At 61.3% G+C, this 23,884-nt stretch carries 22 protein-coding genes and 1 pseudogene; 5 read left to right on the top strand and 18 right to left on the bottom strand.

Annotated features, from left to right (window positions below):
- A pseudogene (locus PMI35_RS34330) lies at window positions 1–106 on the bottom strand (electron transfer flavoprotein subunit beta/FixA family protein); the annotation flags it as partial.
- Window positions 107–653: 547 nt separating this feature from the next.
- Here PMI35_RS34330 and PMI35_RS02195 point away from each other — a divergent pair.
- Window positions 654–2,318, top strand: coding sequence for an electron transfer flavoprotein-ubiquinone oxidoreductase (locus PMI35_RS02195; protein ID WP_008065838.1), 1,665 nt, complete (start codon window positions 654–656; stop codon window positions 2,316–2,318).
- A 185-nt stretch (window positions 2,319–2,503) separates the two neighbouring features.
- Here the strand turns inward: PMI35_RS02195 and PMI35_RS02190 are convergent, their stop codons facing one another.
- Complete coding sequence (locus PMI35_RS02190; RefSeq protein ID WP_008065840.1) at window positions 2,504–3,394, bottom strand: AraC family transcriptional regulator; 891 nt, start codon at window positions 3,392–3,394, stop codon at window positions 2,504–2,506.
- A 191-nt stretch (window positions 3,395–3,585) separates the two neighbouring features.
- Here PMI35_RS02190 and PMI35_RS02185 point away from each other — a divergent pair, with 191 nt between their 5' ends.
- Window positions 3,586–4,638: an NAD(P)-dependent alcohol dehydrogenase gene (locus PMI35_RS02185; RefSeq protein ID WP_008065841.1), complete on the top strand. Its 1,053-nt coding sequence runs from the start codon at window positions 3,586–3,588 to the stop codon at window positions 4,636–4,638.
- Here PMI35_RS02185 and PMI35_RS02180 read toward each other — a convergent pair.
- From PMI35_RS02180 to PMI35_RS02155, 6 genes are all read right to left on the bottom strand, one after another.
- Window positions 4,635–5,438 (bottom strand): IclR family transcriptional regulator, encoded by an 804-nt coding sequence (locus PMI35_RS02180; protein ID WP_008065843.1) that lies wholly within the window; start codon window positions 5,436–5,438, stop codon window positions 4,635–4,637. The two genes, PMI35_RS02185 and PMI35_RS02180, sit on opposite strands and share 4 nt — an antisense overlap.
- 60 nt (window positions 5,439–5,498) lie before the next feature.
- Entirely contained in the window at window positions 5,499–6,809 is a 1,311-nt protein-coding gene (locus tag PMI35_RS02175; RefSeq protein WP_008065845.1) for an MFS transporter, read from the bottom strand.
- A 184-nt stretch (window positions 6,810–6,993) separates the two neighbouring features.
- Window positions 6,994–8,142: a galactonate dehydratase gene (gene dgoD / locus PMI35_RS02170; protein ID WP_008065848.1), complete on the bottom strand. Its 1,149-nt coding sequence runs from the start codon at window positions 8,140–8,142 to the stop codon at window positions 6,994–6,996.
- A gap of 46 nt (window positions 8,143–8,188) precedes the next feature.
- Window positions 8,189–8,809 carry a 2-dehydro-3-deoxy-6-phosphogalactonate aldolase gene (locus PMI35_RS02165; RefSeq protein WP_008065849.1) on the bottom strand — a complete coding sequence of 207 codons (621 nt, stop codon included), beginning with the start codon at window positions 8,807–8,809 and terminating at the stop codon, window positions 8,189–8,191.
- A gap of 19 nt (window positions 8,810–8,828) precedes the next feature.
- On the bottom strand, window positions 8,829–9,821 hold the full coding sequence (locus PMI35_RS02160) for a 2-dehydro-3-deoxygalactonokinase (protein WP_008065851.1): 993 nt from the start codon (window positions 9,819–9,821) through the stop codon (window positions 8,829–8,831).
- Between the two features lie 197 nt (window positions 9,822–10,018).
- Window positions 10,019–10,501, bottom strand: a complete 483-nt coding sequence (locus PMI35_RS02155; RefSeq protein WP_008065853.1) for a GNAT family N-acetyltransferase — start codon at window positions 10,499–10,501, stop codon at window positions 10,019–10,021.
- Between the two features lie 175 nt (window positions 10,502–10,676).
- Here PMI35_RS02155 and PMI35_RS02150 point away from each other — a divergent pair, with 175 nt between their 5' ends.
- The 3 genes from PMI35_RS02150 (at window position 10,677) to PMI35_RS02140 (ending at window position 12,596) form a co-directional block, all read left to right on the top strand.
- Window positions 10,677–11,882 (top strand): MFS transporter, encoded by a 1,206-nt coding sequence (locus tag PMI35_RS02150; RefSeq protein WP_008065854.1) that lies wholly within the window; start codon window positions 10,677–10,679, stop codon window positions 11,880–11,882.
- Between the two features lie 84 nt (window positions 11,883–11,966).
- Window positions 11,967–12,302 carry a hypothetical protein gene (locus PMI35_RS02145; protein WP_008065856.1) on the top strand — a complete coding sequence of 112 codons (336 nt, stop codon included), beginning with the start codon at window positions 11,967–11,969 and terminating at the stop codon, window positions 12,300–12,302.
- A 39-nt stretch (window positions 12,303–12,341) separates the two neighbouring features.
- Window positions 12,342–12,596 (top strand): hypothetical protein, encoded by a 255-nt coding sequence (locus PMI35_RS02140; RefSeq protein ID WP_008065858.1) that lies wholly within the window; start codon window positions 12,342–12,344, stop codon window positions 12,594–12,596.
- Between the two features lie 110 nt (window positions 12,597–12,706).
- Here the strand turns inward: PMI35_RS02140 and PMI35_RS02135 are convergent, their stop codons facing one another.
- The 10 genes from PMI35_RS02135 to PMI35_RS02090 all read right to left on the bottom strand — a co-directional run bounded on the left by PMI35_RS02135 (window position 12,707) and on the right by PMI35_RS02090 (window position 23,626).
- Window positions 12,707–13,636 (bottom strand): PfkB family carbohydrate kinase, encoded by a 930-nt coding sequence (locus PMI35_RS02135; protein WP_008065860.1) that lies wholly within the window; start codon window positions 13,634–13,636, stop codon window positions 12,707–12,709.
- Complete coding sequence (locus PMI35_RS02130) at window positions 13,629–15,095, bottom strand: purine-cytosine permease family protein (RefSeq protein ID WP_008065861.1); 1,467 nt, start codon at window positions 15,093–15,095, stop codon at window positions 13,629–13,631. The genes PMI35_RS02135 and PMI35_RS02130 overlap by 8 nt, the downstream gene beginning before the upstream one ends.
- Before the next feature lie 221 nt (window positions 15,096–15,316).
- Window positions 15,317–16,315: an ADP-ribosylglycohydrolase family protein gene (locus PMI35_RS02125; protein ID WP_008065863.1), complete on the bottom strand. Its 999-nt coding sequence runs from the start codon at window positions 16,313–16,315 to the stop codon at window positions 15,317–15,319.
- Window positions 16,312–17,025, bottom strand: a complete 714-nt coding sequence (locus PMI35_RS02120; RefSeq protein ID WP_008065865.1) for a GntR family transcriptional regulator — start codon at window positions 17,023–17,025, stop codon at window positions 16,312–16,314. Before PMI35_RS02120 ends, PMI35_RS02125 begins: the two co-directional genes overlap by 4 nt.
- 185 nt (window positions 17,026–17,210) lie before the next feature.
- Complete coding sequence (araH, locus tag PMI35_RS02115; protein ID WP_032832152.1) at window positions 17,211–18,179, bottom strand: L-arabinose ABC transporter permease AraH; 969 nt, start codon at window positions 18,177–18,179, stop codon at window positions 17,211–17,213.
- A gap of 12 nt (window positions 18,180–18,191) precedes the next feature.
- A complete protein-coding gene (gene araG, locus PMI35_RS02110; protein WP_008065869.1) occupies window positions 18,192–19,736 on the bottom strand; it encodes an L-arabinose ABC transporter ATP-binding protein AraG in 1,545 nt (514 codons plus the stop codon).
- Between the two features lie 64 nt (window positions 19,737–19,800).
- Window positions 19,801–20,805 carry a substrate-binding domain-containing protein gene (locus tag PMI35_RS02105; protein WP_008065870.1) on the bottom strand — a complete coding sequence of 335 codons (1,005 nt, stop codon included), beginning with the start codon at window positions 20,803–20,805 and terminating at the stop codon, window positions 19,801–19,803.
- Window positions 20,806–20,904: 99 nt separating this feature from the next.
- Entirely contained in the window at window positions 20,905–21,723 is an 819-nt protein-coding gene (locus PMI35_RS02100) for an SDR family oxidoreductase (RefSeq protein ID WP_008065872.1), read from the bottom strand.
- A 273-nt stretch (window positions 21,724–21,996) separates the two neighbouring features.
- Window positions 21,997–22,872, bottom strand: a complete 876-nt coding sequence (locus tag PMI35_RS02095) for an SMP-30/gluconolactonase/LRE family protein (protein WP_008065874.1) — start codon at window positions 22,870–22,872, stop codon at window positions 21,997–21,999.
- Window positions 22,873–22,909: 37 nt separating this feature from the next.
- Window positions 22,910–23,626 (bottom strand): FadR/GntR family transcriptional regulator, encoded by a 717-nt coding sequence (locus tag PMI35_RS02090; protein ID WP_008065876.1) that lies wholly within the window; start codon window positions 23,624–23,626, stop codon window positions 22,910–22,912.
- Window positions 23,627–23,884 lie beyond the last annotated feature (258 nt).

Genomic DNA, 23,884 nt, shown 5'->3' on the forward strand with positions numbered 1-23,884 from the left:
TCATCGACATCTTGACGTTGGCAAGATCGACGCCGGAATTGTCCGCCTTGACGCGAACTTTCACGTTGTAATCCACAACGCGTTTGACAGCTACAAGAACCTTCATGGATTCCTCGTTACTCTCCGGTGAAAAGAAAGTCGCCTAGGCGAACCTGGCGGTTGATGCTCATCGGGCGCAAGGGCACCTCCAAAAACGCCGGCAAACGTGTCAAGTGACCATCGCTCATGATGCTGATGACCGTTCGTCAGGAGTGACTAACGAGTCATTCAATATCGCGACGTGTAAACTGCGCGTCAAACCCGCACGGCGCATCACTTTCCACTGCCATCGCCCTGTCTTTAGAGGTGCTCTTGAAACCAACAGTCAGCCTACGGCGAGCGCAAAACCGCCCGTATCTTGACCGGAACGCCTATTCCGGTCAATACGCCAAAATGGCCGTTCATACCCCGCGTGACTTTGATTTCTCTGGCTTTGAGCCATTTCAAACAAACGTTTGTATTGGACGCTGAGAGTGGTGTAGATATAATGCGCCACCAAAGAGAAAGGTGGTTAATCGATTGTCCGCTCCCGGCGTTGCGCTGGGATTCATGGATGCGACACCCAACCTCCATATTAGAAAAAAAACTGTTGAGCCTTGAGTAGGAGATAACCTGTGGAACGCGAATACATGGAATTCGACGTGGTCATCGTCGGTGCCGGCCCCGCTGGTCTTTCCGCTGCCTGCCGATTGAAGCAGAAGGCCGCCGAAGCCGGTAAGGAAATCAGCGTCTGCGTGGTCGAAAAAGGCTCCGAAGTCGGTGCTCACATCCTGTCTGGTGCGGTGTTCGAACCCCGCGCCCTGAACGAACTGTTCCCGGACTGGAAAGAACTCGGCGCACCGCTGAACACGCCGGTCACCCGCGATGACATCTTCGTGCTGAAAAACGCCGAAAGCGCGCAAAAAATTCCAGACTTCTTTGTGCCCAAGACCATGCACAACGAAGGCAACTACATCATCTCCCTGGGCAACCTGTGCCGCTGGCTGGCCCAGCAGGCCGAGAACCTGGGCGTGGAGATCTACCCGGGCTTCGCTGCCCAGGAAGCGCTGTTCGACGAGAACGGCGTGGTTCGCGGGATCATCACCGGCGATCTGGGCGTTGACCGCGAAGGCAACCCGAAGGAAGGCCTGTACACCCCGGGCATGGAACTGCGCGGCAAGTACACGCTGTTCGCCGAAGGTTGCCGCGGCCACATCGGCAAGCAACTGATCAAGCGCTTCAACCTCGATAATGATTCCGACGTGCAGCACTACGGCATCGGCCTGAAGGAAATCTGGGAAGTCGATCCGGCCAAACACCAGCCAGGCCTGGTGGTGCACACCGCCGGTTGGCCGATGGACATCATGGGCACCGAGAACACCGGTGGCTCGTTCCTCTACCACCTGGAAAACAACCAGGTGGTCGTGGGCCTGATCGTCGACCTGTCCTACAGCAACACCTACCTGTCGCCGTTCGACGAGTTCCAGCGCCTCAAGCATCACCCGGTGCTCAAGCAGTATCTGGAAGGCGGCAAGCGCGTCAGCTACGGCGCCCGCGCCATCTGCAAGGGCGGCCTGAACTCGCTACCGAAAATGGTTTTCAAGGGTGGCGCGCTGATCGGTTGCGACCTCGGCACCCTGAACTTCGCCAAGATCAAGGGCAGCCACACCGCGATGAAGTCCGGCATGCTGGCGGCTGACGCCGTGGCCGATCGCCTGTTCGCCGAGTCCGAAGGCGGCGACGAACTGACCAATTACGTCGAAAGCTTCAAGAACAGCTGGCTGTACGAAGAACTGTTCGCCAGCCGCAACTTCGGCCCGGCGATCCACAAGTTCGGCGCAATCGTCGGCGGCGGTTTCAACTGGCTGGACCAGAACATCTTCGGCGGCAAACTGCCGTTCACCCTGCACGACACCAAGCCGGATTACGCGTGCCTGAAACTGGCGGCCGACTGCAAGAAGATCGACTACCCGAAACCGGATGGCAAGATCAGCTTCGACAAACTGAGCTCGGTGTTCATCTCCGGGACCAACCATGAAGAAGAGCAGCCGTGCCACCTGAAACTGGCCGACGCGAGCATCCCGATCAGCAAGAACCTGCCGCTGTACGACGAACCTGCCCAGCGCTACTGCCCGGCCGGCGTGTATGAAGTGGTGACCAAGGAAGACGGCGAGAAGCGCTTCCAGATCAACGCCCAGAACTGTGTTCACTGCAAGACCTGCGACATCAAGGACCCTGCACAGAACATCACCTGGGTGACACCGGAAGGTGCCGGCGGCCCGACTTACCCGAACATGTAAGCCGTACCGCTGAACATCAAGGCTCCCAATTCGGGGGCCTTTTTGTTGCCCTCGATTTTTATTTCACCACAAAACCAATGTAGGAGTGAGCCTGCTCGCGATAGCGGTGAATCAGGCAACGATGATGTCGACTGACACGTCCTCATCGCGAGCAGGCTCACTCCTACAGAGGGATTTTCGGTGCTTCAGGCGGCGCGTTCGTCTCCTGGGTTGCGCTCGAAGTAGCGTTTGTACTCGCGACTGAACTGCGACGTGCTTTGATACCCCACCCGATGCGCCACCTGCGCCACGCCCAAGCCCTCGCCCAATAACAACTGCTGCGCCCTGAGCAAACGCAATCGTTTCAGGTACTGCACCGGCGACAACAAGGTGCTGCGCTTGAAATGCTCATGAAAGGTCGACGCACTCATGTTCGCGCAACTGGCCAGGGTCTCGACGTTCAGCGGTTCGGTGTAATGCGCATGCAGATGACTGAGGGACGCCGCGATCCGGGCGAACTGCCCCTGCTGCTCAACCAGCGCCTGCAATACATCGGCCTGCGGACCACGTAATGCGACGAACAACAATTCGCGCAAACGCGCCTGCCCCATGATCTGGCATTCCAGCGGATCGTGCAGGCAACGCAGCAGTCGTTCGACACAACCGCGCATCGCATCATCGAGCACGGCCGAGGTCATGGACTCAGGTGTTTGCGCCGGGATATGCCGCCCCGGCGCCAGGCCCATCGCCAGCACCAGCTCGCCCAACATCACCCGGTCGATCGCAACCGACACGCCGAGCATCGGCCCGTCCGGTGCTGCAAAGGTTTCACACTCGAACGGCACCGGCAGCGCCTGGATCAGGTAATGCCCTGCCCCGTATTCCAGGGTGCGCGGGCCCAAATACGCCAATTTGCTGCCTTGGGCGATGATCACCAGGCTCGGCTCATAGATCTGCGGCCCACGGGCCATATCGCAACTGGCCCGCAGAACCTGCACACCCGGCAAGGCGGTCGGGACGAATCCGTCGCGCGTCGATAGCGGCTCGATCAGCGAAACCAGGGTGGCATTGGCATCAAGGTGACGGGTCAACAACATCGAAGCTCTTCACAAAAAAAGTCACGGAAAAAGGGATGAAAACATCATCGCAGGTCTGATCGCCAATGCGATCGATCAAAGCCGCATGCCGGAGGAATAGGCATGACACCCGGAGGAATCGCCATGGCCGCGACGGGGGCCGGCGCCCAGAATGCGCCGCCTCACCTGTTAACGCTTTTGCGAGGCTCACCATGTACACCGCCATCGGATATGCCGCCCAGTCGGCCACCACGCCCCTCGCCCCGATGAAATTCCAACGTCGCAGCCCCCGGCCCGACGACGTCGCGATCGAGATTCTCTTCTGCGGCGTGTGCCATTCCGACATCCATCAGGCACGCAACGAATGGGGCATTGCCGTTTACCCGTTGATGCCTGGCCACGAGATCGTCGGAAAAGTTACCGCCATTGGTGCGAACGTTACTAAACACAAAGTCGGCGATCTGGTCGGCGTCGGCTGCATGGTCGACTCTTGCCGCAGTTGCGAAGCCTGTCATGCCAACCTCGAGCAATACTGCCTTGAAGGTCCGACCATGACCTACGCCACTCCCGACCGTGTCGATGGCAGCAACACCATGGGTGGCTACAGCGACAGCATCGTGGTCAGCGAGCATTTCGTGGTGCGCATTCCGGAAACACTCGACCTGGCCAGCGCCGCACCGATCCTGTGTGCCGGTATCACCACCTACTCTCCGCTCAAGCACTACGGCGTCAAGGCTGGCGACAAGGTCGGGATTCTCGGCATGGGCGGCCTGGGCCACATGGGCATCAAGTTCGCCAAGGCCATGGGCGCCGAAGTGACGTTGTTCACCCGTTCGGCGAGCAAGGCCGAAGAAGGTCGTCGTCAGGGCGCCGATCACGTGATCGTGTCCACCGATGCCGAACAGATGAAGGCTGCGGCAGGACATTTCGACTTCCTGCTGGACACCATTCCAGTACAGCACGACCTCAACCCGTACCTCGACACCCTGCGCTTCGACGGCGTGCACATTCTGGTGGGCCTGATCGAACCGATCGATCCACCGGTGCATGCCGCGAAACTGGTGCTGGGCCGTCGCGTGCTGGCCGGCTCCTTGATCGGCGGTATCGCCGAAACCCAGGAAGTGCTGGATTTCTGCGCCGAGCACAACATCACTTGCGACATCGAGATGCTCGACATCCGCCAGATCAACGAAGCCTACGCGCGCATGATCGCCGGTGACGTGAAGTACCGCTTCGTCATCGACATGGCGACCCTCAAGCTTTAAACCTTGAGGCCAAGCTCCGCCGACAGCCGGGCCGTGACCCCTTTGATCAGGGGAATCAGCTCGGCCATTTTTTCCAGCGGCATGTACGGCACGGTGCTGGCGATGCTGATGGCGGCGACGATGCGTTTGCTGGCATCGCGGATCGGCGCCGCCACGCAGCGGATCGACGGTTCGTTGTCTTCCAGGTCGAAGGCGTAACCGCCGGCCACGTACTCGGTCATGCGCTGCTGGAACTGCTCCCAGGATTGCTCGGGGTGCTGCGGCCAGAACTGGTTTTTCCCACCCACCGGCAGGCTGACTTCGTACAGGCGCTGCCACTCTTGCGGCGAGTCATCGAGCATCAACGCCTTGCCGATCCCGGTGCGCGCCAAGGGCATGCGATGGCCGACCCGCGAGCGCATCTCCGGACCGTTGCGCCCCGGATTCTTGTGCAGGTACAGCACCTCGTCGCCTTCGCGGATGGCCAGGTGAATGGTGTCGCCGGTCAACGCCGACAACTCATCCAGATACGGCCCGGCCAGGGTCACCAGCGGCAATTCTTCGCGCGCCTGAAACCCCAGTTCGATCAGCTTGGGCCCCAACAGATAACCGACCTGCGGCACCACTCGCAGATACCGCTCGTCCACCAGGCAACTGGCCAGGCGATGGGTGGTGCTGCGCGTGGTGCCGATCAACCGGGCGATTTCCTTGAGATCGCGGGCGCCACTGGCCACGGCCTGAACCACACCCAGGCCGCGAAGCAGTGTCTGGGTGCCGGTCGGCGCGGCGTCCTTGGCGATTTTTGGGGCGTCTTCCTGCATATCCAGCCTTTACCGTTGAGCGAGTGAACGGGCGGCATTATGGTCGCCCGCAGGTCACGACTACAACTTGATACGCTCGACCTTGCCCACCAGCAAGATGTAGGAAAGTGCACCGATCAACGCCAGCACCGAGATATAGGTGATGGCCGGGGCAAAGGAGTCACCGCTGGCCAGGAAGCCGATGACGATCGGCGTGGCGATGGCCGACAGATTGCCGATGAAGTTGAACACCCCGCCGGTCAGCCCAAGCAAGCGCGCTGGCGCCAGGGTCGACACCAGCGACCAGGTGATCGATGCCAGGCCGTTGCCGAAAAACGCCAGCGCGAGGAAGGCGATCACCAGCGGCGTCGATTCGACGAAGTTGGCGCCGATGATCGACGTGGAGATCAGCAGGCCACTGATGATCGGCAACTTGCGGGCGAAACCCACGGTGTAGCCACGACGAATCAGGAAGTCCGAAAAGAACCCTGAACACAGCACGCCGACGAACGCTGCGAGAAACGGCAGCGATGCCAGCAAGCCGGACTTGATGAAGTCCATGCCGCGGTATTTCACCAGGTAGGTCGGGAACCACGTCAGGAAAAACCACAGCGTCGAGTTGAGGCAGAACTGGCCGAGGTAGATGCCCCAGAGCTTGCGCTTGGTCAGGACAATGCCCAGATCGGTCCAACTGAATTTGGCTTTGACCTTGGCTTGTTCGGACTGGATGTCCACCAGCCCGCCGCCTTCTTTGATCAGCTCGATTTCGGCGTCGTTGGCGCCTTTAAAATCCCGTGGCTCGCGATACACCGCGTACCAGATCACCGCCCACAGAATGCCCACTGCGCCGGTGGTGACGAACACCATGTGCCAGCCGAATTCATGCTGCAGCCAGGCCAATACCGGTGTCAGGAATGCCAGGCCGACGAACTGCCCGGAGGTGTAGAAACCGATGGCCGTGGCGCGTTCGCGCTCCGGGAACCAGGTGGTGACGACGCGGCTGTTGATCGGATAGGCCGGCGCTTCCAGGGCACCGACGGCCATGCGCAACACGAACAGCGCGACGAAACTGCCCGCGAAGCCGAGCATGACCGTGGCAATCGACCATAACAGCAGCGCGGCGGTATAGAGAATGCGCGGCGGCACCCGGTCCACCAGCCAGCCACCGGGAATCTGCATGGCGGCGTAGGTCCAGCCGAAGGCCGAGAAGATCAGGCCGACGTGGATCGGATCGATGCCCAGGTCGCTGGTCAGCGCCGGTGCGGCGATCGACAGGTTGCTGCGGTCCAGGTAGTTGATCACCACGGTGATGAACAACAGGACCATGATGAAAAAACGCTTGCGGCTGGGCGCCGCCAACGACGCCTGCCCGGTGAGGGTTTGCGGTTGCATGGGAAGTGCCTCTTTTTATGTTTATTGAGGTCGGTGGAACGGCAGATCTCCCTGTCCATGGAGATCAAACTGTGGGAGCCAGCCTGCTGGCGATAGCGGTGTGTCAGTCACCTTAAAGGCTGGATGTGCCGGCCAGATCGCCAGCAGGCTGGCTCCCACAGGGGTTCAGTGGTGTGTCAGGCACTCACCACTCGGCAAAACTGCCGTCGGCATGGCGCCAGATCGGGTTGCGCCAGCGGTGGCCGACCGCGGCGCGTTCGATCACGTACTCCTCGTTGATCTCGATCCCCAAGCCCGGGCCGTTCGGGATTTTCACGAAGCCTTTGTCGTAGTCGAACACCCGCGGATCCTTCACATAGTCGAGCAGGTCGTTGCTCTCGTTGTAATGGATGCCCAGGCTCTGTTCCTGGATGAACGCGTTGTAGCAGGCCGCGTCCAGTTGCAGGCACGCCGCCAGGGCAATCGGGCCCAGCGGGCAATGCAGCGCCAGCGCCACGTCGTAGGCTTCGGCCATGTTGGCGATCTTGCGGGTTTCGGTGATGCCGCCCGCATGGGAAGCATCCGGCTGGATGATGTCGACGTAGCCTTCGCTGAGCACGCGTTTGAAATCCCAGCGCGAGAACAAGCGCTCACCCAGGGCAATCGGCGTACTGGTCAGCGGTGCCAGTTCCTTCAGCGCTTCGTAGTTTTCGCTGAGCACCGGTTCTTCGATGAACATCAGTTTGTACGGATCGAGTTCCTTCATCAGCACCTTGGCCATGGGCTTGTGAACCCGGCCATGGAAGTCGACGCCGATGCCGACGTTCGGCCCCACCGCATCACGCACGGCGGCGACGTTGGCCAGGGCCAGGTCGACCTTGTCGAAGGTATCGAGGAACTGCAACTCTTCGGTGCCATTCATTTTCACCGCGGTGAAACCCCGGCTGACCGCTTCTTTCGCCGCGCGCGCGGTGTCTGCCGGGCGGTCGCCGCCGATCCACGAATACACGCGGATCTTGTCCCGCACCTGTCCACCCAGCAGGTCACTGACCGACACGCCCAGCGCCTTGCCCTTGATGTCCCACAATGCCTGGTCGATGCCGGCCAGGGCGCTCATGTGGATCGCGCCGCCACGGTAGAAGCCACCGCGGTACAGCACGGTCCAGATGTCTTCGATGTTGCGTGGGTCTTTGCCGATCAGGTAGTCGGACAATTCCTCAACGGCAGCCGCAACGGTGTGGGCGCGGCCTTCGACCACGGGCTCGCCCCAGCCGGTCACGCCTTCGTCGGTCTCGACCTTGAGGAAGCACCAGCGTGGCGGAACGATGAAGGTGGTCAGTTTGGTGATTTTCATCTTTTTATCTCTCTTGTAGATGCAGCGCTCGCAGCGCCAAAAAGTCTTAGCGAAGGGCTTTCCAGGCAGCCACGTAAGCCTTGGCGTTGAGCGCCACTTCATCTGGCGTCATGCCCGGTTTGAACAACCCGGAACCGAGGCCGAAGCCTTTGACGCCCGCGTCGATGAACACCTGCATGTTGGCCGGGGTGATGCCACCGACCGGTGCCAGGATCGTTCCCGCCGGCAGTACGGCGAGCCAGGCTTTGACGACCGCCGGGCCAATCTGCTCGGCCGGGAACATCTTCAGCACATCCGCGCCTTCGGCCAGTGCCGCGAAGGCTTCGGTCGGGGTGGCGACACCGGGCGACAGGTAAAGGCCGGCCGCTTTCGCCGCACGCAACACCTGCGGATCGCTGTGGGGCATGACGATCACCTGGCCGCCGGCCGCCTTGACCTGTTCAACCTGCTGCGGCGTCAGCACCGTGCCCGCGCCGATCAGGCAATCGGCGGGCAAAGTACTGCGCAGGATGCGGATGCTTTCGTACGGCTCAGGGGAATTGAGCGGCACCTCGATCACGCGAAATCCGGCGGCATACAGGACTTCACCCATGGCGGCGGCTTCTTGCGGGCGCAGGCCACGCAGGATCGCGATCAGCCCGTTTTGCGCCAGTGCTTGTTTGAGCATGTCTGGACTCCAGTCAGGTTTAACGATTTGGCTTGGACGCGATCAGGCCGGCCGCTAGTGCCAGCTGCCACAACCCGCGTTCGGTGGCCTGCTCGGCCAACGTCACCCGCGCAAAACCGCAGGCATCGAGCGCGCGGCTGTAGCGGCTGCACAGCTGGGAATTGCCGATCAGGATGATCGAAGGCAGGTGCACGCTGTTGCGGCGACGGCGCTGCACGCAGGCCAGGGCCGACAGTTCATGGCCGATCAACAGGCCGGACAGGTAATCCGCTTGCGCCGTGGCGCTGAGTTCACCGGTGAGGCCGAGGCTGCGGGCGCTGAACAAGGTCGACAAGGGGCCGATTTCTCCATCCGCCGACAACGCCACTTGCACGCCACGATCGAATGCATCGGCATCGAATGACGCGCTTCGCTGCTGGGTACGCCCCAGGATGCTGTGTTCGCTGAGCACAGCGAAGACTTCGCCGGTCATGAAGGTATCGAAATGCACGATGCAGCCATCGGCCACTTCCACCCATTTCGAATGGCTGCCCGGCAGGCCGATCAGCAGATCGCTGCCCGCCTCGCCCGCGAGGTTCTGCAGTACGCCGAGTACCTGGGTTTCTTCACCGCGCATCACGTTCGGCAGGCGCGAACGCTGGATCACCCCCGGCACTATGTGCACATCGACACCGCGCAGGCTGCGAACGGTTTGCAGGGAAGTGCCGAGACTGGCGACGTTCGCCGGCGTGTCGCGATAGGCCGCTTCACGCCAGCCCTGGGCGCTGCCGACCATGCCGCAGGCGATCACCGGCAAGCCGGGCTGTTCGTCGAGCCAATCGCCACAGGCCTCGTCAAACGCCAGTTCAAAACCGTCGGCGCATTCGCGACCGTTGATGATCCGCGCAGCCTTGGGCAACTGCATGATCCCCGACGACAGCGAACGTTGTTCGAGCACCTGGCCGCCCGCGGCAAGTTTGTAAGCACGTAATGAGGTTGTCCCCCAGTCGAGCGCGATCAATTGCGCCTGCATCGCTTCACCTGTTCTGTTTTTGGCAGTGAGTGAGGCGGACTATAAACCTTGGCGTCGATAAATCTCAATATATAAATATCAATCCCATATATTGATATAAGACAAAAAAAGATCGCAGCCTTCGGCAGCTCCTACAGGATCGGGTTTACACGCGATTCATGTAGGAGCTGCCGAAGGCTGCGATCTTTTAAACGGTATTAATTACCCTCAGCAAAATCCCGCAAGACTGCCCCATCCATGCGGTATCGAACCCACTCCTCCTGCGGCTGCGCGCCCAGGGATTTGTAGAAGTCGATGGCCGGGGTGTTCCACTCCAGCACGCTCCATTCAAAGCGCCCACAGTCGTTGGCACAGGCGATTTTCGCCAAGTGCCGCAGCAGGGTTTTACCCGCACCGCCGCCGCGTTGTTCAGGGGTGATGTACAAGTCTTCGAGGTACAGGCAGTTGCTGCCCAGCCACGTGGAGTAGCTGAAAAAGAACACTGCAAAACCGATGGGCACACCCTCGCGCAGGCAGATCAGGCCATGGGCCGTCGCCCCTTCACTGAACAGGCTGCGTTCGATGTCGGCGACGCTGGCGATGACTTCATGGCGAGCACGTTCGTAGTCGGCCAGTTCAGTGATGAACGCGAGGATTTGCGGCGCGTCACTGGGGGTCGCCGGGCGGATTTCGATCGTCATGGACGTGCCTTGTCAAAAGTTGAAAACGCCATACTAAGGCGCCGCGAGAATTGTGGCGAGGGAGCACCTTACTCCGGTTCGCACTAACCCTGGCATCGCCAAGCTCAGACCTAACATAGACACGTTGCATGATAGATAGATGACCTGCGTATTCATCGGGTCAAGGAACCGCGTCATGTCCACTGCAACACCACCAGTCTCCAGCAAATTGTTCGGCCTCTTTTGCCTGGCCAGTTACCTGCTCTCGCTGTCGTACGGTTCGACCTTTTTGCTGTCGCTGCTGATTGGCTCGCGCGGCGGCAACGAACACGACGCCGGCAGTGTGATTTCGGCAGCGATGCTGAGCACGTTTGCTGCGGTGATTGTGTCGGGTCACTTATCCGACTTGCTCGGTGCCGCGCGTTCGGTCGCGTTGTTCGGCCTGTTGCTGGTGGCGGCCAGCCTGGGCTTCGCCTTGACGCCGGGCGTGGGCCATCTGCTGCTGTTTTTCGGGCTGTTGCTGGGCTTGGGCTGGGGAGTGTTCTACACCCTCGGGCCGATCATCGTCGCGAGCCTGGTCAATCCCGCGCAACGGGCCAAATACTTCGCGTTGCTGTCGGGCAGCATGATGACCGGGATCGGCAGCGGGCCCTTGCTGGGTCGCGCCGCAAGCGCCCTCGGCTACCCAGTGACAGCGGCATTTTATCTCGCCGCGCTGGCCAGCCTGGTCGGTGTCTTGCTGTTCTGGCAGCTGGATCGACACCTGAAAAAAGCATCGCTGCAATCGACGGCGGTGTCGCGGATTTCCTGGCGTGCAACCGCTCAGGTGCTGTCGTCCAGAGCGGTGTTCCCCATCATCATGGTTGGCCTCGGCGGTTGCGTGTTCGGTGGCCTGTCGAGTTTCCAGACCAGCTACGCAGCGGCACGCTCGCTCGATTATTCGCTGTTCTTCCTGGGCTTCATGGCCGCCGCGATCAGCAGCCGCATGCTGGTCGCAGGTTTCGTAGTCAAGCGCGATCCATTGCGCGCTTCCTGCCTGCTGTCAGGCCTGATGCTGGGCTCGATCCTGATGTTCGGTTTCGTGGTCGATGATGGCTTGAGCTACGTGATCGCGGCGGTCATGCTCGGGGTCGGCTACGGGCTGACGTACTCGGTGATCAACGGCCTCGCCGCCAATGAAGCGCCGAACGGCACCACGGCGCAGGCCTTGCTGTTGTTCAGCCTGTCGTACTTTATCGGCGTGTTTGGCTTTCCGTTGCTCGCCGGGAAAATCATCGTCGAACACGGCATGGCCACGCTGCTACTTACGGTAATGGCGGTCGCCCTGCTCAATTGGTTGATCACCGTAGGCCGATTGATCTGGCGTCGAATCTGCACGGCCAAGGCGTTGCAACAGGCCTGAACCGTTCGTCGTCGATCAGGCACCAATTCGAAACGGGGGTGGACCAACATCAGGTAAGGACTCTAAATCAATGGAGACACCCCCATGATCTCGTCCAGGTTGACCGCCCTCGCCCTCGCTGTCCTGCTGTCCCCGCTCGCCATCGCTGCCACCACTGCCTCCGGTACGGGCCCTACCAACCCGGTCGAAAGCCCCAAAGCTCCCGCCATCCAGAGCGCCCCCGCCATGAATACCAATGGTACGGGCGTGGACAGCAGCTTGCCGCCATCAACCGGCACCGATCCGCGGACCCAGGGCAACGATATGGGCCGCCAGGGCGGCTTGAACCTGCCGGACACCAAGACACCCGATAACGCCAGCCCCGGCATCGGCTCGACCACCACCGATGGCTCGGGCTCTTTAGGCGGCGCAAGCCAATAGTTCGCCGCACTACTTACCCATCGCAATGAAGAGGTAACCATGAACGTCGATAAAAACCTGGAAAAAGAAGTCCTGACCCGCCTGCTGCACGCCCACCCGAGCGGCCTGGGCAAGGAAGTGCTGGACAATTACCGGGGGGAGAAAATCGTCGCCAGTACCCTCGCCACACTGCAAGAGCGCGGGCTGATCCAGCACGGCAATGTGGTGTGCAACGAGGCCGGTGAACACTCGTTGAACCTGCCGATCAAACTCAGCGCTGCTGGGGTTGAAGCAGCACGCAAGCTGGATGCCTGATTTTATGTGCTGAATGTCAGGCCCCCTTCGCGAGCAGGCTCGCTCCCACAGGGGATTTGTGTCGTTCACAGATCCATTGTGGGAGCGAGCCTGCTCGCGATGGCGGCGGATCATCCGCCGAAAGTCTTCCTGATCAACTCATTCAACTCTATCGTCCCAGGCGAAGTAGCCGGTCCCCACCGGGTCACCGCCAACGCCGCTGCTGCATTGGCCCTTTGCGCGGCATCACGCGCCGACAACCCCTGCGCCAGCCCCGCCACGAACACCCCGGCATGGGCATCACCGGCGCCATTGCTGTCCACCGCCTGCACCTTGAAACCTGGTACATGTCGCCGCTCGCCCTGCTGGTCTATCCAGCACCCTTGGGGTCCGTCGCGAACGACCATGAGCACATCGCGCGGCAAATGCTCGACCAGACGATCCAGCGCCCGGTCGATGTCCGTTGCGCCGGTGAACTTCAACGCCTCGACCGCATTGCTGGTCCACACATCGATGCGCGCCAGCAACGCCTGCATCAGCGGCGCATCCGGCGAATCCACCAACGGCCCCGGATCGAACACCACATTGATCCCGCCCGGCAATGCCAGTACCCAATCCACAAGCGCCTGCGCCTTCCCCGCCTGCAGGAGGCTGTAGCCGCTGACGTAGACATAATCGCCCGCCTCGACCGGCACGCTGGCCAGGTCTTGCGCAGTCACTTCGCCCTCGGCACCGATGTAGGACACGAAGCTGCGTTCGGCCGAGGCGTCGGTGATCGCCACGCAGATCCCGGTATCGCGCTCGGCGGGATGAACGATACCGATGCGGATACCTTCGGCCAGCATCGCTGCGCGGGCCAGATCGCCGAAACGCCCGGTGCCATGCCGACCGAGATAGACCACCGGCAGACCGTTACGCTGTGCGGCGGCCATCACATTGAAACCGCCGCCGGCTTCGAAGCTGGCGGACTGCGCCAACACGTCGCCCCCCGCTTGCGGCAATGTATCCACGGCCATGACCAGGTCGATGATGACCTGGCCGGTGTGCAGCATCTTAGGCATGAGCGTTCTCGATCAGCGCGGCACGACGATCCTTCGCTCCGCCGAGTAGCAGGTAAATGCCACCGGCGACCACAAAGGTCACGATCCAGCCGAGGCCGTTATGCCCCAGCCACGAGTCGGACAGGAAACCCTTGAACCAGACGTTTTCCGCCGTGGTGCCGATGGTGGTGAAGCTGAAACCGAGCACGATCGCCACCGCCCAGGCACCGAACGCGCGCCACTCGACGCCGCCGCGATACCAGTAGGCGCTGCTTGGGCTGACGTCCAGCAGGTCCTTGGGGCTGTAGTAGTGACGATGCATCAGATCGACCACGAAGATCCCGACCCACGCGGTGATCGGCACCGCCAGCAGGGAAATGAAGGTGATGAACGGGCCGTAGAAACTGTCGGCGATCAGCATGAAGTAAATCGAACCGGCGAAGATCGCCACGATGTCCACCACCACCGCGTAGACGCGCTTGACCTTGAGGCCCAGGGTCAGCGTGGTCAGGCCGGCGGAGTACACCGACAGGTTGTTCGACAGCAGCAGGCCACCGAAGGCGGTGATCAGGTACGGCACGGCCATCCAGGTCGGCAGCATGTCGCGGATGGCGATGATCGGATCGGTGGCCTGGGCCAGGTCGTTGTTGCCCACCGACAGCAAACCGCCGAGGGTGATCAACAGCACCAGTGGAATGCCCGCACCGAACGCCGCCGATGCCACCAGGCGCACGGCCTTGACGCTGCGGTGTTGATAGCGCGACATGTCCGCGCCGGCGTTGGCCCAACCGATCCCGGTGCCGGCCGCCATGGTGCCGATGCCGATGATCATCGCACTCATTGGCGCCGGTGTAGCGTTGAACACCGCACTCCAGTCGATGGTGGCGCAGAGGAAGCCGCCAACCAGAATGTTCAGTGCGCCGAACACGTAGGTCGCCCACTTCTGGATCACCAGCAACGTGGCGTGACCGAGGCCGGACACCGACAAGGTCAGCAGCACGAAAATCGCGATGAACACCAGGGTCAGCAACGGCGCGCTTTTGGCTTCCACCGGCGAACCGAACAGGATCGAGCACAGTGACAGCAACACGAACGCCGCGGTGGTGGTGTTCACGGTTTCCCAGCCCAGGCGCGACATCAGCGACACCAGGGTCGGGCCGATATTGCCGCGCACGCCGAAGATGGCGCGGGACAAGGTCAGGCTCGGTGCGCGGCCGCGACGACCGGCGATGGAAATGATCCCGACCACCGCGAAGGAACCGGCGGCACCGAGGATCGCGACGATGACCGCCTGCCAGATCGCCAACCCGCGAAAAACCACGAGGGTCGCGCCCAGCGGCAGGCCGAGAATGGAAATGTTGGCGGCGAACCAGACCCAGAACAGCTGCAGCGGATGCCCGTTGCACTCGGCCTCCGGCACCGGCTCGATGCCGCGGGTTTCCAGTTGCCCGGCGTTCTGCCCGGCGTTCGATGAACTCATGAAAAATACTCCTGTTGCCATTTTTGTGGTTGTGGGCAATGAGGGAAATCGGCACAACATGCCGGCAGTCCTGGCCGTGTGGGTGCGTTCCGTTGCGGGTTATCAAATTGAATCGGCGGAGCGCCTATAGCGGGCAAGCCCGCTCCCACAGGTACTGTGTACACCTTGCGGCTTGCACAATCCCTGTGGGAGCGGGCTTGCCCGCGATGGCGTCAGTCCGATCAGCGCAAGGCCAACAGCCCCAGCACCAATGGCTCCAGCTCCAGATCATTGACTGTCTTGATCTTCTCGATCATCGCCAGTGGCCAACTCTGCAGCCCCAGGCAGGCCCCGAGCATCGCCCCCAGAATCGCCGCGATGGTGTCAGTGTCGCCACCCAGGCTCGCCGCCATGCACAGCGCCTCAAAGGCACTCATTTCGCCGATGGCCACTTGCTGGGCCAGGGCAAACGACACCACCACCGACTCCTGCGAAGCCACCGAGGTGCCGATCACGTCGTACAGCAAATCAGCGAGCAACGCCTTGTCACTGTCGACGCTGATGCTGCGCGCCCAACTGATGCGCGAAGCGATGCGTCCGCCGGCCACCCAGTGGCCATGACCTTCGGCTTGCAGGGCGATTTGCTGGCCGAGGTTCAGCGCCTCGCCCAGGTCCATGCCGTTGATCCCGGCGGAAACGACCGCCGCCACCGCCGCCGCGCTGGAAATGCCCAGCGTGGTGTTGTGGGTGACCTGGCAGGCCTGCACCACGGCATCGATGAAGCGTTCGGGATTGGCCACATCCGCGGCAATCCCGACCGGGGTGATCCGCATCGCCGCGCCATTGGTGGTGCCGTAGCGCCCGGCTTCTTCGGGTGAATGGCCGGCGAGGATCATTTCGATCGCGCGTTTGGTCGAAGGGCCGAGCAAGTCCTGGGAGCCCTTGGCCTGCATCACCGCTTCCCATTCGATCAAACGTTGTGCGAGGACCGAAGGTTCGATGTTGCCTTGGCCCTCGACCAGCAATTGACCGACCAGAATGGCCTGCTCGGTGTCGTCGGTGATCGAGCCCTTGGGCATGTTGGCGGCGATCGGCTGATCGGGGCCGGCATCCTCAAGGTCGGTGATTTCGCCGAAGCGCGCCTGGATGAGGGCGCGGCTCAGGGATTGAGTCGGCATGCCCAGTGCATCGCCCAGGGCCAGGCCATAGAACGCACCAAGCGCACGATTGAGCGCGGTCATTTCGACGCTCCAAATTGCAGGTGCAGGCGAAAATGAACAGGGTCAAGCAAGCTTTCCACCTGTTCCATGAAGCGGTTTTGCCGGTCATAGGTGGTGCGCAAGGCTTTGAGGAACACCGTGCCGACCGGACGGCCCAGCAATTCGGCATCTTCGGCATTCAACGGCTCGGCGCCGATCCATTGATCGCCGCGCTCGCCGATGTAGCCATAAGCGGCCAGGGTGATGGTCAGCGAGTTATCGATCAAGCCAACCCGCGGCAGGCTTTCCAGGCCACCGGTAGCGGGCATCAAGGAGCGTTCGAGGGAGACCAGCGTGCCATCGTTGGAACGCCGGCGACGGTCCAGGGTGATGAACTGGTCGGTGCCGAAACGCGGCAGCAAATCAGGACGGGTCACCGCCTCCAGCCGCAGCACTTCGGTATTGATCAGCGCACCGCTGTCGGCCAGGGCCTGGGCCCAGCCGCTGCGCTGGTCGAGCGCCACACCGTCAAAGGTGACGATGGATCCGACCCCGCTTTGCGTCGCGATGTAGTTGCGCCGTTTCAATTCGGCCAGCGCTTCACGCAAGGTTCCCCGGCTGACTTTGAATTCTTGAGCCAACTGATGCTCGCCCGGCAGATGGAAACCGTCCTCCATGAGACCGCTTTCGATGCGCCGGATGAGTTCGTCGACCACCCGTTGTTTCTTGTCGAATCGTACCTGTCTAATCATGTACAAATTGAAACCGAAACAGCTTGAGGCGGGCAAGAAATATTTACGGGAGGTGACAGAAGGAGGGAGGGTACCTACATAACCTGTGGGAGCGGGCTTGCCCGCGAAAGGGTCGGCACATCCAACATCTATGTGTCAGATAAGCCGCCATCGCGGGCAAGCCCGCTCCCACAGGTTTTGGGGCGTCAGCGTTGTTTGAGGCGGTCGATGACGACGGCCAGCAACAGGATCGAACCGCGAATCACATACTGGTAGAACGTATCGATGTTCTTCAGGTTCATCGCGTTCTCGATGATCGCCAGGATCAACACCCCGGCAATCACATGCCGGATCATGCCGATGCCGCCACTGAGCGACACGCCGCCAAGTACGCAGGCCGAGATCACCGTCAGCTCGAAACCCTGGCCGATCATCGGCTGGCCCGAGGTCATGCGCGATGCCAGGATCACCCCGGCCAGCGCACCGATCAGGCCATGCACGGCGAAGATGATGATCTTGGTCCGGTCAACGTTGACCCCCGCCAACAACGCCGCTTCCTGGTTACCGCCGATGGCCATGGTGTTGCGCCCGTAGGTGGTGTAGTTGAGCAACCAGCCGAAGAACAGGAAGCAGACAATGGTGATCAGGATCGGCACCGGCACGCCGAACAACTGGCCGTTACCGAACACGAAGAACGACTCCTGGGACACCCCCACCGCCTTGCCGTTGGCGAAGATGTAGGCCAGGCCACGCACGATCTGCATGGTCGCCAGCGTGGTGATCAGCGCATTGACCCGTAGCTTGGCAATCACGATACCGTTGATCAACCCGACGATCAGCCCCATCGCCAGCGCCGCACTGACACCGAGAAAGACGCTGTCGGTGTCGCGCATCACCACGGCGGCAACCACCCCGGCGCAAGCGATCACCGAACCCACCGACAAGTCGAAATGCCCCGACGCCAGGCAGTACAACATGGTGCACGCGGCGATCCCGGTGGTGGAAATCGCCAGGCCCAGGCCGCGCATGTTCAATGGCGAGAGAAAGTTGTCGATCAGCAAGGTGCACAGCACGAAGATACCGACGGCCGCCAGCAGCATCACCCAATCATCAAGAAAGCGCCGCAGGTCCAGGGGTTTGCGTGCAGTCGGCAGGGTTTCGTTTTGGGTTGTCATCATAGTCACCTCTCAGTTCGCCACGCCGTCAGCGCGTTGGCGCGGCAAAGCCAGTTGCAGCAGGTTGGATTCATTGGCCTGTTCGCGGCTCAGTTCGCCGCGCAGCGCGCCTTCGCACAGCACCAGGATGCGGTCGGAAATACCCATCACTTCCATCAGGTCGCTGGACACCACGATCACTGCAATGCCGCTGGCGGCCAGGTTATGGATGATCTGGTAGATCTCGGCCTTGGCGCCGATGTCGATGCCGCGGGTGGGCTCGTCGAGCAGCAGGACTTTCATCGGCATCGACAGCCAGCGACCAAGAATGGCCTTCTGCTGGTTGCCGCCGGACAGGAACTTGATCTGTTGCCCGGCGTGTGGCGTTTTCACCTTGAGCGCCTTGATCTGCTGGTCGGCGTTGCCCTTCTCCCACAGGCCACGCAGCAGGCAACCGAAGGTCGAATGCGCACCACGGGCGCTGATGTTGATGTTCTCGGCGACGCTCGCCAGCGGCAGGATGCCCTCCTTCTTGCGGTCCTCGGGACACAGCAGGATCCCGGCCGCGATCGCATCCCGGGGCGAGCGCAGTTTCAGTTCATGGCCGCGCAGTTCAAGGCGGCCGGCGGTGTTGCGCTCCAGGCCGCTGAGCAGGCGAAACAGTTCTGTGCGCCCCGCGCCGACCAGGCCGAACAAGCCGAGAATCTCGCCCTTGTGCGCGTCGAAACTCACCGGCTCGCGCAGGCCAGGCCCGAGCAGGCGGTCGACCCTCAATGCCACCGCGCCGCGCGGGCGCGGGCGGTAATCGTAGATGTCCTGGATGTCGCGACCGACCATGCAGGTGACCAATAGATCGTGGGTCAACTCGCTCATGTCTTCGAAGGTGCGCACGTAACGGCCATCCTTGAACACCGTCACCGCATTGCAGATGCGGAACACTTCCTCCATGCGATGGGAGACGTAGAGCACCACTTTGCCTTCGTCGCGCAGCCGCCCGATGATCGCCATCAAGCGATCGATCTCCCGCGCCGACAGGCTGCTGGTGGGCTCGTCGAAGGCGATGACATGCGCGCCACGGGACAAGGCCTTGGCGATCTCTACCAGTTGCCGCTGACCGAGGGACAGGCGCCCGACTTTCTCCTGCGGGTCGATTTCGTCGGCCAGCCCCCTGAGACAGGCCAGGGCTTGCAGGCGCAAAGTGGCGCGATTGATCAGGCCGAAACTGGCTGGCAGATGGCCGAGAAAAAGATTCTCCGCGACCGTCATTTCCGGCACCAGGTGCAGCTCTTGATGGATAACTGCAACGCCGCTGCCGATGCTGTCGGCCGTGGATTTGAAGACCATCGTCTGGCCGCCGATCTGCAGGTCGCCGCTGCTTGGGATGTAGGCGCCGCCGAGGATTTTCAGCAAGGTCGACTTGCCGGCGCCGTTCTCGCCCATCAAGGCGTGAACCTGCCCCGGATGGGCGACGAAGTTGATGTTGTCCAGCGCCTTCACGCCAGGAAAGGTCTTGCCGATCCCGTTGAAGCGCAAGCTGCCGCCGGCGGTGTGTTGCTGTACTTGGGTTTGCGCGTGCATAGCCACCTCTTCTCACAGAGCAGGCAACCCCGCTGCCGGGGCCGCCGATGAAATCAACCGGCCCTCAGTTCCACAGGCCGATCTTTTCCAGTTCCTGCTTGAAGTTGTCGCGCGTGATCAGCGTCACGTCGTCCATGGCGGTGTACTTCGCCGGTTCTTTGCCGCTGGTGACCCACTCGTACATCATGCTGGCGGTGTTGTAGCCCTCGATGTGCGGGCTTGGCAGCATCGACCCGTAGAAGCCGCTGTTTGGTTTCTTCAGCTCGCCAATGGCGTCGGTACCGTTGATGCCGATGCCGATCACGTTCGCCGCGGCAAAACCGGCGGCTTCAGTGGCACGCACGCCGCCCAGCACGGTGTTGTCGTTCATGCCGCCGATGATCAGGTTCTTCGCCGCGCTCGGCAGTTTCACCAGCGCCGAGTTGGTGGCATCCATGCTGCCCGGTACGTCGAGGGTTTTCAGGGCCGAGAACAGGATGTGATCCTTGGGCATGCCGGCATCTTCCAGCGCCTTGACCGAACCGTCGGTGCGTTTCTTGCCGGTGTCGAGTTCGTTGTAGGTGTTGATCACCGCGTAGGTGTCCTTCCACTCCCAGCCGCGTTTTTTCGCTTCGGTGGCCATGGCGCTACCCTGCTTCTGGCCGACTTCGAAAGCGGCCATGCCCAGGTACGGAACGTCTTCCATGAATTTGCCGCTGGCATCGACGAAGCGGTCATCCACGGCGATCACTTTCAAACCGTTGAGCTTGGCCTTGGCCATGATCGCAGGGCCCAGGGACACGTCCGGCGGGCAGATCACGAAACCCTTAGCGCCGTTGGCCGCCAGGCTGTCGATGGCTGACAGGGTTTTCTCGCCGTCAGGCACGGCGATCTTGATCAGGGTGAAGCCCTTCTCCTTGCCGGCCTTTTCAGCGAAGGCCCATTCGGTCTGGAACCAGGGTTCTTCCGCTTGCTTGACCAGGAAGCCGATTTTCACTTCTTCGGCCGCCAGCAGCGTGCTGCTGAGGCTGAACGCGCTGACCGCCACGGCGGCGCAGCACAGGGAACGGATGGCATGACGACGATTCATAAGCTGACTCCTTGTTGTTTTTGTTGAGCGTAGTGCCAATAGTCATATCGTATGATGATTGAATTTCAGGCGCAGTTTTGCACCTGAGATCCGGTCTACCTAGTCGTGGTACATCACTGAGCGCCCGCCATCGATGGTGATGCACGAGGCGTTGATGAACGGCGCTTCATCACTGGCCAGGAACACCGCGGTCATGGCCACCTCGATCGGCTGGCCGATGCGGCGCGGCGGGTGCAGATCGAAGGCGCGTTGGCGTTCGGCATGGGGGTCGGCAAAGCCGTTCCAGTAGTCGACGTTCAATTGGGTTTCGATGTAGCCCGGCGCGATGGCGTTGACGCGAATGCCCTTGGGTGCGTATTCGATACCCAGGGCGCGGGTCAGGCCGAGCAGGCCGTGCTTGGCCACGGGATACGGGAAGCAGCCTGGAATGATGTGGGTGGAATGGGTCGAGGCAATGTTGATGATGCTGCCGATGCCCTGCTCGATCATCTGTGGCAATACCGCCTTGCAGCCATACCAGGCGCCATCCAGGTCGATGGCGAAGCAGCGGCGCCAGTCTTCCTCGGTCATTTCCAGCGGATCACGGAACACGTTGACCCCGGCGCAGTTGACCAGCACGTCGATCCGCCCGTGTAGCTCGACCGCCAGCCTGGCCATCGCTTGCAGGTCCTGCGGCTGGGAAACGTCGGCCTTGATCGCCACCACGTCGGCTCCTTTGCCCCGCCACTGCGCCGCGACGTTTTCGACTTTCTCCGCCTGGATATCGCTGATGACCAGCTTGGCCTGCTGGGACGCGAAGGTCGCCACAATCGCCTCGCCGATGCCTTGGGCGGCACCGGTCAACAATACGACTTTGTTTTTCAGGCGCTCGCCCTTGGGGGGTTCGGGCACCGGTGGCAACGAAAGAGGTTCAGCCATGGATCAGGACTCCTGTTCGAAAGCACGACGAAAACCGGGCATCCGTGGATGTCCGGTCAAAAGGCGTTGAAGAAGAAACAGGCAGGCGCGAAAACGTTTCAGCATCGAGGTGCTCTGAAACGCGGACTCCACAAGGGAGTGCGGGGGAATATCGCTGCATCACTTCACCTGTTTTGTTTTTGTAAGTGTGAGTGCGTGTAACTGATGGAGCCGACTATAAACCTGAGCGACTGATAATCTCAATATATAATTTATAGTCCCATATTTTGGGATTTATCCGGAAAACCGACTACAGACCTTTCCCGCAACGTCGACACGAATCGACAAAACGGACCCGTCCAGTGGATGTCCAAGGGGACTCGCGGCGCTGGTGATGTACAGGGTTTTCAGGTCGGCATCGCCAAACACGCAACTGGTCGGACGGCTAACGGGCAGTTCGATCACCCGATCAACCTGCCCGTCCGGTGTCAGCCTGAGCAGGCAACTGCCGTCCCATCGGGCATTCCAGATATAACCTTCGGCGTCCATGGCCGAGCCGTCCGGGCCGCCGAGTGGGTGGGGGCCGAACCAAGGCTGTGGCGGCTCGAGATGGCCATCGGTACGAATGAAGTGCCTGTACAACGTGCCGTCGAGGCTGTCGCCGAAATAAACGGTGGTGGCGTCATCGCTCCACAACAACGTATTGGGAATGCCCAGGCCACGCAGCAGCGCCGTCACCCGTGCATCGCGATCAACCCGGAACAGGCCACCGGAACGCCGTTCGATGGGCAGGTCTTCGCCCTGCTCGCCGATGTTGTTTTGCATGGTGCCGAGCCACAGCCTGCCCTGGGCATCGCAGCGGGCTTCGTTGGCACGGTTGCCGGGCTGCGGATCGGCGACGCAGAACAAGGTCAGTCGCGGCTCCAATCCCGCAGAATCAAGGTCAAGCCGATACACGCCGCTGCTCAGGGTGACCAGCGCATCGCCGCTCGCACAGGGGATGAACGCCGAGACGTGCTCCGGCATCTGCCAGATCTGCACGTTGGCACCGATCAACCGCAGCGCCTGTTTGCCGGCGATGTCCACCCAGTACAGCGCCTGGGTCGGCGCATCCCAGAACGGACCTTCGCCCAGTTGCGCCCGGTGCTCGGTAACCGCAGTCCACTCCATGAAACCTCCTGCATTATTGTTGTTTTTTATCTGGGGCTCAGCTGGCTTTTTTCTCGGCCATGACCTGCGGGTAAAAGCGCTTGATCGCCAGGTCGGCGTTATCGATCAGGGTCATGCAGGCCCAGACACCCCGCGCGGTATCCCGGGCGGCGATGGCGTCGGCCATGTCTTTATGAATAGGCAAGGTGCGGCGCAGTTCGTCGGGGTCGGCGGCGGACACTTCGAAACACACGGCCAACAGTGCGCCCAAGGCCGGGACCATTTGCTCGATGAATTGATTGTGGCTGGCAGCGAGGATGCACTCGTGGAAGAGCTGGTCGGCGCGGTTGTAATCGACACCGCTGTCCACCGCCCGCGCCAATGCGTTGTAGGCCAATAATATTGCTTCGAGCTGTTGCGCGGTGGCCCGTTCGCAGGCCCAGCGCACTGCCATCGGTTCGATGGTGCGGCGCAAGTCGAGCAAGTCATCGACGAAATTTTCCGGCAAGCCGCTGCGCGACAACCAGCCGACGACCTGTGGATCGAAGAGGTTCCAGCGCCGCACGGGCAAAACCCGCGTACCGACTTTCGGCCCGACTTCGAGCATGCCCTTGGCGACCAGGGTCTTGATGGCTTCGCGAATGACGGTGCGGCTGACACCCAGTTGTTCGCCGAGGTCGGCCTCGACCTTGAGCGCCTCACCCGGCTTGACGTGCCCGGCAGCGATCCAGCAGCCCAGCCAGTCGACCGTCGACGCGTGAAAACTGCTGGACATGGGCACCTCAAAGCCGTTTGCGATGGGTGTCCACGCTAATCATCATATGATTGCGTGTCAAATTGATTTTTGGAATCAGCTGAACCCCTGTGGGAGCGAGCTTGCTCGCGATGACGGAGTAACAGTCCACATTGATGTTGAATTTAACACCGCCATCGCGAGCAGGCTCGCTCCCACAGGGGGGTGCATCGTTCGAAATTTCCTCAATTGGTACCACCGTTCCTCACCTAAGTCTTTGCTTCTGTTCACTAATCCTCC

The organism is Pseudomonas sp. GM78 (assembly GCF_000282475.1).
In the GTDB taxonomy this organism is placed as follows: Bacteria; Pseudomonadota; Gammaproteobacteria; order Pseudomonadales; family Pseudomonadaceae; genus Aquipseudomonas.